The 5583-nt window shown below is 70.8% G+C and carries 5 protein-coding genes; 2 read left to right on the forward strand and 3 right to left on the reverse strand.

All coding sequences use genetic code 11. The annotated features are described in order from the left end of the window. Positions 1-161: 161 nt before the first annotated feature. The 3 genes from AB8Z36_RS27745 to AB8Z36_RS27760 form a co-directional block, all read right to left on the reverse strand. A complete protein-coding gene (locus AB8Z36_RS27745) occupies positions 162-323 on the reverse strand; it encodes a hypothetical protein (protein WP_369216125.1) in 162 nt (53 codons plus the stop codon). 871 nt (positions 324-1194) lie between these two features. Continuing rightward, positions 1195-2058 carry an RNA polymerase sigma factor SigF gene (locus tag AB8Z36_RS27755; protein ID WP_369216121.1) on the reverse strand — a complete coding sequence of 288 codons (864 nt, stop codon included), beginning with the start codon at positions 2056-2058 and terminating at the stop codon, positions 1195-1197. A 187-nt stretch (positions 2059-2245) separates the two neighbouring features. Next, positions 2246-3256 carry an amino acid ABC transporter permease gene (locus AB8Z36_RS27760; protein ID WP_369216122.1) on the reverse strand — a complete coding sequence of 337 codons (1011 nt, stop codon included), beginning with the start codon at positions 3254-3256 and terminating at the stop codon, positions 2246-2248. A 695-nt stretch (positions 3257-3951) separates the two neighbouring features. Between AB8Z36_RS27760 and AB8Z36_RS27765 the strand changes: the two genes are divergently transcribed. Next, positions 3952-5100: an LLM class flavin-dependent oxidoreductase gene (locus AB8Z36_RS27765; RefSeq protein WP_369216123.1), complete on the forward strand. Its 1149-nt coding sequence runs from the start codon at positions 3952-3954 to the stop codon at positions 5098-5100. Next, positions 5097-5583: GNAT family N-acetyltransferase (locus AB8Z36_RS27770; RefSeq protein ID WP_369216124.1), on the forward strand; the 487-nt coding region annotated here is incomplete at its 3' end. The genes AB8Z36_RS27765 and AB8Z36_RS27770, both read left to right, overlap by 4 nt.

Below are 5583 nucleotides of genomic sequence, written 5' to 3' on the forward strand. Positions count from 1 at the left end.
GGCTGGGACATGGGCGTGTCCGGGATGAGTGACGGCTGATCTCCGGCAGTGTGACGGCTCCCGGGTGCTGAGACGGGCGCGGCACGGCGGCAGCGGCCACCCGCCCGGGAACGCCACTCGGTCGGCGTCCCGTTCCGGGGGCAGGGGCACCCCTCGGGCGGTCACCGCAGCACGTTCAGAGCACGGTCGAAGGCCGAGTCCCGCTGCTTGGCGAACTCCTCCTCGGTGAAGACCGGTTCCTTGAGGTGCGGCGGCATGCCGGGGCCGTCGAAGGTGTCGCCGGTGCGGGTCAGGAACTGCTCGTTGGGCAGTACGGCGCCCATGCCCGTCGATGGCCACCGTGGCGCGGTCGCGGTCGTGTCTGGTGCGTACGGTGAGGACGGCGTTGTCCGGGGTGGTGTAGACGCCGGGGCCCGTCTCCCGGCCGGTGAAGCCCTTCAGACAGCTCACGGCCGTGGTCCGGTACTCCTGAAGCCGACCGTCCCGCAGGTCGAGGACGGTGCCGTAGCCGTCCATGCGCCAGGTGCCGTCCGTGCTGGGCGCGGCGTCAGCGGCGGAAGCGGCAGTGACCTGAGTGACTCCTGCGGCGAGTGCCAGGGCGAGGGCGGCGGACACGGTGATACGCAAGGTTCCCCCCAGTCTTCGTCGGCACGCGTCGCCCGACAGTGCCTCACGCCCGCACACCAGGTCCAACGGACCCACCACTTGACGCCACCTCGTCTTGACGCACTTACCTGTTCCGTGCGGCGGGGCACCCGCCGTCGAGGACGGCAGCGACGGACAGGGGAAGAGATGAGCAACGCCGAGTCCGGCCCCGGTTCGCCGGGATCCAGGATTCACCGGAACATGGCGTGGACGTCCGGGAACGGCCGGGCCGTGCTGCGCATGCAGGAGGACGGCGGCTTCGTGCTGTACCGGGACGGCAAGCCGGTGTGGCAGGCCGAGGGCGCGCAGCCGTACGGGCAGTACGCGGTACTCCAGCACGACGGCAATCTGGTCGTCTACGCCGAGGGCGACAAGCCCCTGTGGGCCCCACTGTCCCACCGGCGCGAGCCGCTCGAACCGCAGGGCGTCGACGTCCTCGGCCCTGCGGACAGCCTCCCCCACGACAGGACCGCCCGCGGCTACGAGGAAGCTCGTTCTGCCGGGGCGGTCCGTACTGAGGTGCGCGTCCGTACTGATTCGCGAAGACTCCTACTCGCGGTCCATGAGGCCGGTGCGGAGTTTGGTGACGGTGCGGGTGAGGAGGCGGGAGACGTGCATCTGGGAGCAGCCGAGGTGGTCGGCGATCTGCTGCTGGGTCTGTTCTTCGACGAAGCGGAGGTGGATGAGGGTGCGTTCGCGTTCGTCGAGGTCGGCGATGAGGGGGGCGAGGGAGTGGAAGTTCTCGACGAGTTCGTAGCGGGTTTCGTCGAAGCCGACGAAGTCGGCGAGGGCGGTGTCGGAGTCGTCGCCGGTGGTGGTGACGGCGGCGTCGAGGGAGACGGCGCTGTAGCCGTTGGAGGCTTTCTGGGCTTCGACGACTTCGGCGGGTTCGAGCTGCATGAGCTCGGCGAGTTCGGTGGTGGAGGGGGAGCGGCCCAGGCGGGTGCGGAGTTCTTCGGTGGCCTTGGACAGTTCCAGGCGGACTTCCTGCAGGCGTCGGGGGACGTGGACGGCCCAGCTGGTGTCGCGGAAGAATCGTTTGATCTCGCCGGTGATGTAGGGGACGGCGAAGGAGGTGAATTCGACGCCTCGGGTGAGTTCGAAGCGGTCGATGGCTTTGATGAGGCCGATGGTGCCGACCTGGACGATGTCTTCCATTTCCTGGGGGCCGCGGTGGCGGAAGCGGGTGGCGGCGTACTGGACCAGGGAGAGGTTCATCTCGATGAGGGTGTTGCGCACGTACTGGTATTCGTGCGTGCCTTCTTCGAGGTGGGTGAGGCGGTCGAAGAAGTGCTTGGAGACGGTGCGGGCGTCGCGGGGGGCCACCTTCGACGGGTCGGCCAGTGCCTGCTCGGCCAGCGCTTGTTCGCTCTGCGTCGCCTGCGTCCGGCTCGGCTGTGTCGCGGTGATCATCTGACCCGCCCCTTGTCTCTCGATGGTGTCGTCCTGCCCCGTACCAGAAGCGGTTGCCCCGATTACGGTGCCACACACTCCCGCCGACGAGAAAAGTGGATCACAGCGGCCGGATCGCGGAGGCGCGCCGGACGGTCGTCCGTCCTGCCCCTGGTGTGCGCGGCGTTCGCCCGGCTCCACGGTGATCTCAGCGCCCGCGCCGAGGCCGCGTCACCGCGAACAGCCACGCCCGTCCGGCGGAGAGCTTCACCCTGAACTTCTGCGAAGGAGTGGGCGGCAGCGCCCTCGCCGCGCCGCGGGCGTAGTGGCGCTCGACGTAGAACTGGCCCGCGCTCAGCACGCTGGTGACGGCGATGTACCAGAGGGTGGCCACCATGAGCAGCGGGATGACCTGGTAGGTCTGGTTGTAGACGAGCTGCACCGAGTACAGCAGGTCGTGCACCGCGAGGACGCTGACGATGCTCGTGCCCTTCAGGGTGCCGATCAGCATGTTGCCCGCCGTCGGCACGATGGAGCGCATGGCCTGCGGGACGACGATCCGGCGCAGTGTGCGCCGCCTGCCGATGCCGAGTGCCTGGGCGGCCTCCGTCTGCCCCGCGTCCACCGAGAGGATGCCGCCGCGCACCACCTCGGCGGCGTACGCCGCCTCGTGCAGGGTCAGGCCGATGACGGCGGTCAGGGCCGGTCCGAGCAGGTTCACCGTCTTGACGGTGAGGAACTGCGGGCCGAACGGGACGCCGAGGCCGAGGGTGGGGTAGAGGGCGCCGATGTTGAACCACAGCAGCAGTTGCACCAGCAAGGGCGTCGAGCGGAAGACCCATACGTAACCCCAGCTCAGGGTGCGCAGGACCGGGTTGGCCGACAGCCGCATCACGGCCAGCGGAATGCCCAGCAGGAAGCCGAGCGCCATGACCACGCCGGTCAGCCAGAGGGTGAGCAGCAGCCCGTCCAGCACGGCGGTGGTGGTGAAGTACCGCCCCACCACGTCCCACTGGAAAGCGCGGTTGCGGACGACGGAGTTGACCACCATCGCGAAGACGAGCAGCACCGCGGCCGCGGTCAGGCGGCGGCCCACGTGCTTGCGCGGCACGATCCGCGGCAGGTCGTCGCCGCCCGGGGCCTTGCTCGCGGGTCGGGAAAGGGGCGCGGCGCCGGTGAGCGCGGTGTCGGTGAGCGCGGTGTCGGACGGCAGGGCCATCAGGGGGCTCCAGGGGGGAGGGAGTGCGGGCATGGCAGGCCCCGGCGTCATCACGCTGCCGCGTCCCTCAACGCGGTCCAAAACGGTCACCGCCGCGCAAGACGGAGCCGTTCCGACCTGATCGTATGGGGGCGGTGCGGTTTCATGTCAACCTCGCGCACCGGCCCCGCGACGCCGTTCCGGCATCCGGGCCACGGTTGACGCCGAGCCGAAAGTGCTGCTCAATTGGTCCCATGAATGCCGAGCAGCGCCTGGTCACCCGTGGCCACATCGACTTCGGTCGGGTGTGGTCCGCGGCGTGTTGCGCCTGACGCGGCAGCGGGCCGTCTGACCGGCCCTTCCCTCTCCCGGCGCACCCGTGGTGGGCCGATCTCCTTCCTTCGCGGCGCCTTGTCCCGTGCACGTAGCGCGTGCGGGCCGTTCCGCGACGACTGAGGCGCCGCTGCCGTCCTCACCACCGCCGTCGCACGGCCTCGTACGACCGTCCCGGCCCCGTACGAGCCGCGCGTCCCGGCGTCATCATCCCTCTCCGCGCAACCGCAACGCCCCCTGCCCGAAGCGCTGTTGACCCGACCGCGCCGAAGGCCGACCCGCCGTGCCCGCCGCACTCCCGGCATGTCCGGCACATCCGGCACGTCCGGCACGTCCGGCCCACCCGCACGGCGCCACCAGGACTTCAGGAAAGGTCTGCTCCCATGCCCGTGGAATTCCTCGGCATCGCCGCCACCAACAACGGCTCCGAGACCACCCCGCGTTCCGGCGCGGCCTTCGACAAGGAGTACACGCTCCGGCTCGCCAGGGCGCACGAGGAGCACGGCTGGGACCGGGTGCTGTTCGCCTACGGGTCCGGCTCACCCGACCCCGCCCCGGCCGCCGCCTATATCGCGAGCCGCCTCGACCAACTCCAGATCCTCCTCGCCCACCGGCCCAACGTCTCGTACCCCACCTTCGCCGCGAAGACCTTCGCCACCCTCGACCAGATCAGCGAGGGCCGCCTCACGGTGCACTTCATCACCGGCGGCAACGACCGCGAACAGGGCCGGGAGGGCGACACCCTGACCAAGGACGAGCGGTACGCGCGCACCCGCGAGTACATCGGCCTCGTCAAGAAGATCTGGACCACGCACGAGCCCTTCGACCACGAGGGTGAGCACTACCGCTTCCACGACTTCGTCAGTGATGTCTTCCCGGTCCAGCAGCCGCGCCCCGACGTCTCGTTCGGCGGCTCGTCACCCGCCGCGTACGCCGCCGGAGGCGCCGAGGCCGACATCTACTGCCTGTGGGGCGAGCCCCTGGCGGAGACCGCCGAGCAGATCCGAGACGTACGGGCCGCCGCGCGGGCCGCGGGCCGCACCGAACTCCCGCGCATCCAGGTGGCGTTCCGCCCGATCATCGCCCCCACCGAGGAGCTGGCCTGGGAGAAGGCCCACCGCACGGTCGGTGCGATCAAGGACCGCAAGGAGCGGGGCGAGGCCGTCACCAGGCGGCACAGCGACTCCGCGCGACCGCAGAACACCGGCTCCCAGCGGCTGCTCGCCATCGCCGACGCGGGGGAGCGCTACGACCGTGCCCTGTGGACCCCGACCGCCGCCGCGACCGGGGGCGCGGGCAACTCCAACGCCCTGGTCGGCACCCCGGAGACCGTCGCGCAGGCGCTCCTCGACTACTACGACCTCGGCGTCGACATCCTCTCCGCCCGGGGCTACGACCTCCTGGGCGACGCCATCGACTTCGGCCGCCATGTGATCCCGATCGTCCGCGAGGAGGTCGCCAAGCGGGACGCCGAGCGGGCGGCGAAGCGGGGCACCTCCGCTGCGCGGGACCTCACGGCGGTGACCGGATGACCTCCGTGGCACCACCGGAGACGGGGCCCTTGCCGCCCGAGCTCACCGTCGTACAGGTCACGTTGGCCGATCCGCGCGTCGAACCGCTGCTGCGCGAGCTGGGCGAGGAGTACTCGGCCCGCTACGGCAGGGACGCCCACGCCGAGATCGCCCGCTACCCGGCGGAGGAGTTCACCGCCCCGCACGGCGGAGTGCTGCTCCTGCTCATCGAGGGGGGTGAGCCGGTCGCGGGCGGCGCCTTCCGGCGGTACGACGCCGACACGGCCGAACTGAAGCGGATCTGGACCCACTCCGCCCACCGCAGACGCGGTCTGGCCCGCCGGGTCGTCGCCGAGCTGGAGCGCGAGGCGGTCACCCGCGGCTACCGGCGTGTCCATCTCACCACGGGCCCGCGCCAGCCCGAGGCGCGCGGCCTGTACCTGGTCACCGGCTACACACCCCTCTTCGACCTGGCGGCCGACCCGGAGACCATCGGCCCCCTCC

Source organism: Streptomyces flavofungini (genome assembly GCF_041028215.1).
GTDB classification, from domain to species: domain Bacteria; phylum Actinomycetota; class Actinomycetes; order Streptomycetales; family Streptomycetaceae; genus Streptomyces; species Streptomyces flavofungini_B.

Excerpts from the sequence above, each read along its gene's own strand:
- AB8Z36_RS27765 (WP_369216123.1), top strand. The coding sequence starts at position 3,952 with ATGCCCGTGGAATTCCTCGGCATCGCCGCCACCAACAACGGCTCCGAG.
- AB8Z36_RS27755 (WP_369216121.1), bottom strand. The coding sequence starts at position 2,058 with ATGATCACCGCGACACAGCCGAGCCGGACGCAGGCGACGCAGAGCGAA.
- AB8Z36_RS27745 (WP_369216125.1), bottom strand. The coding sequence starts at position 323 with ATGGGCGCCGTACTGCCCAACGAGCAGTTCCTGACCCGCACCGGCGAC.
- AB8Z36_RS27760 (WP_369216122.1), bottom strand. The coding sequence starts at position 3,256 with ATGGCCCTGCCGTCCGACACCGCGCTCACCGACACCGCGCTCACCGGC.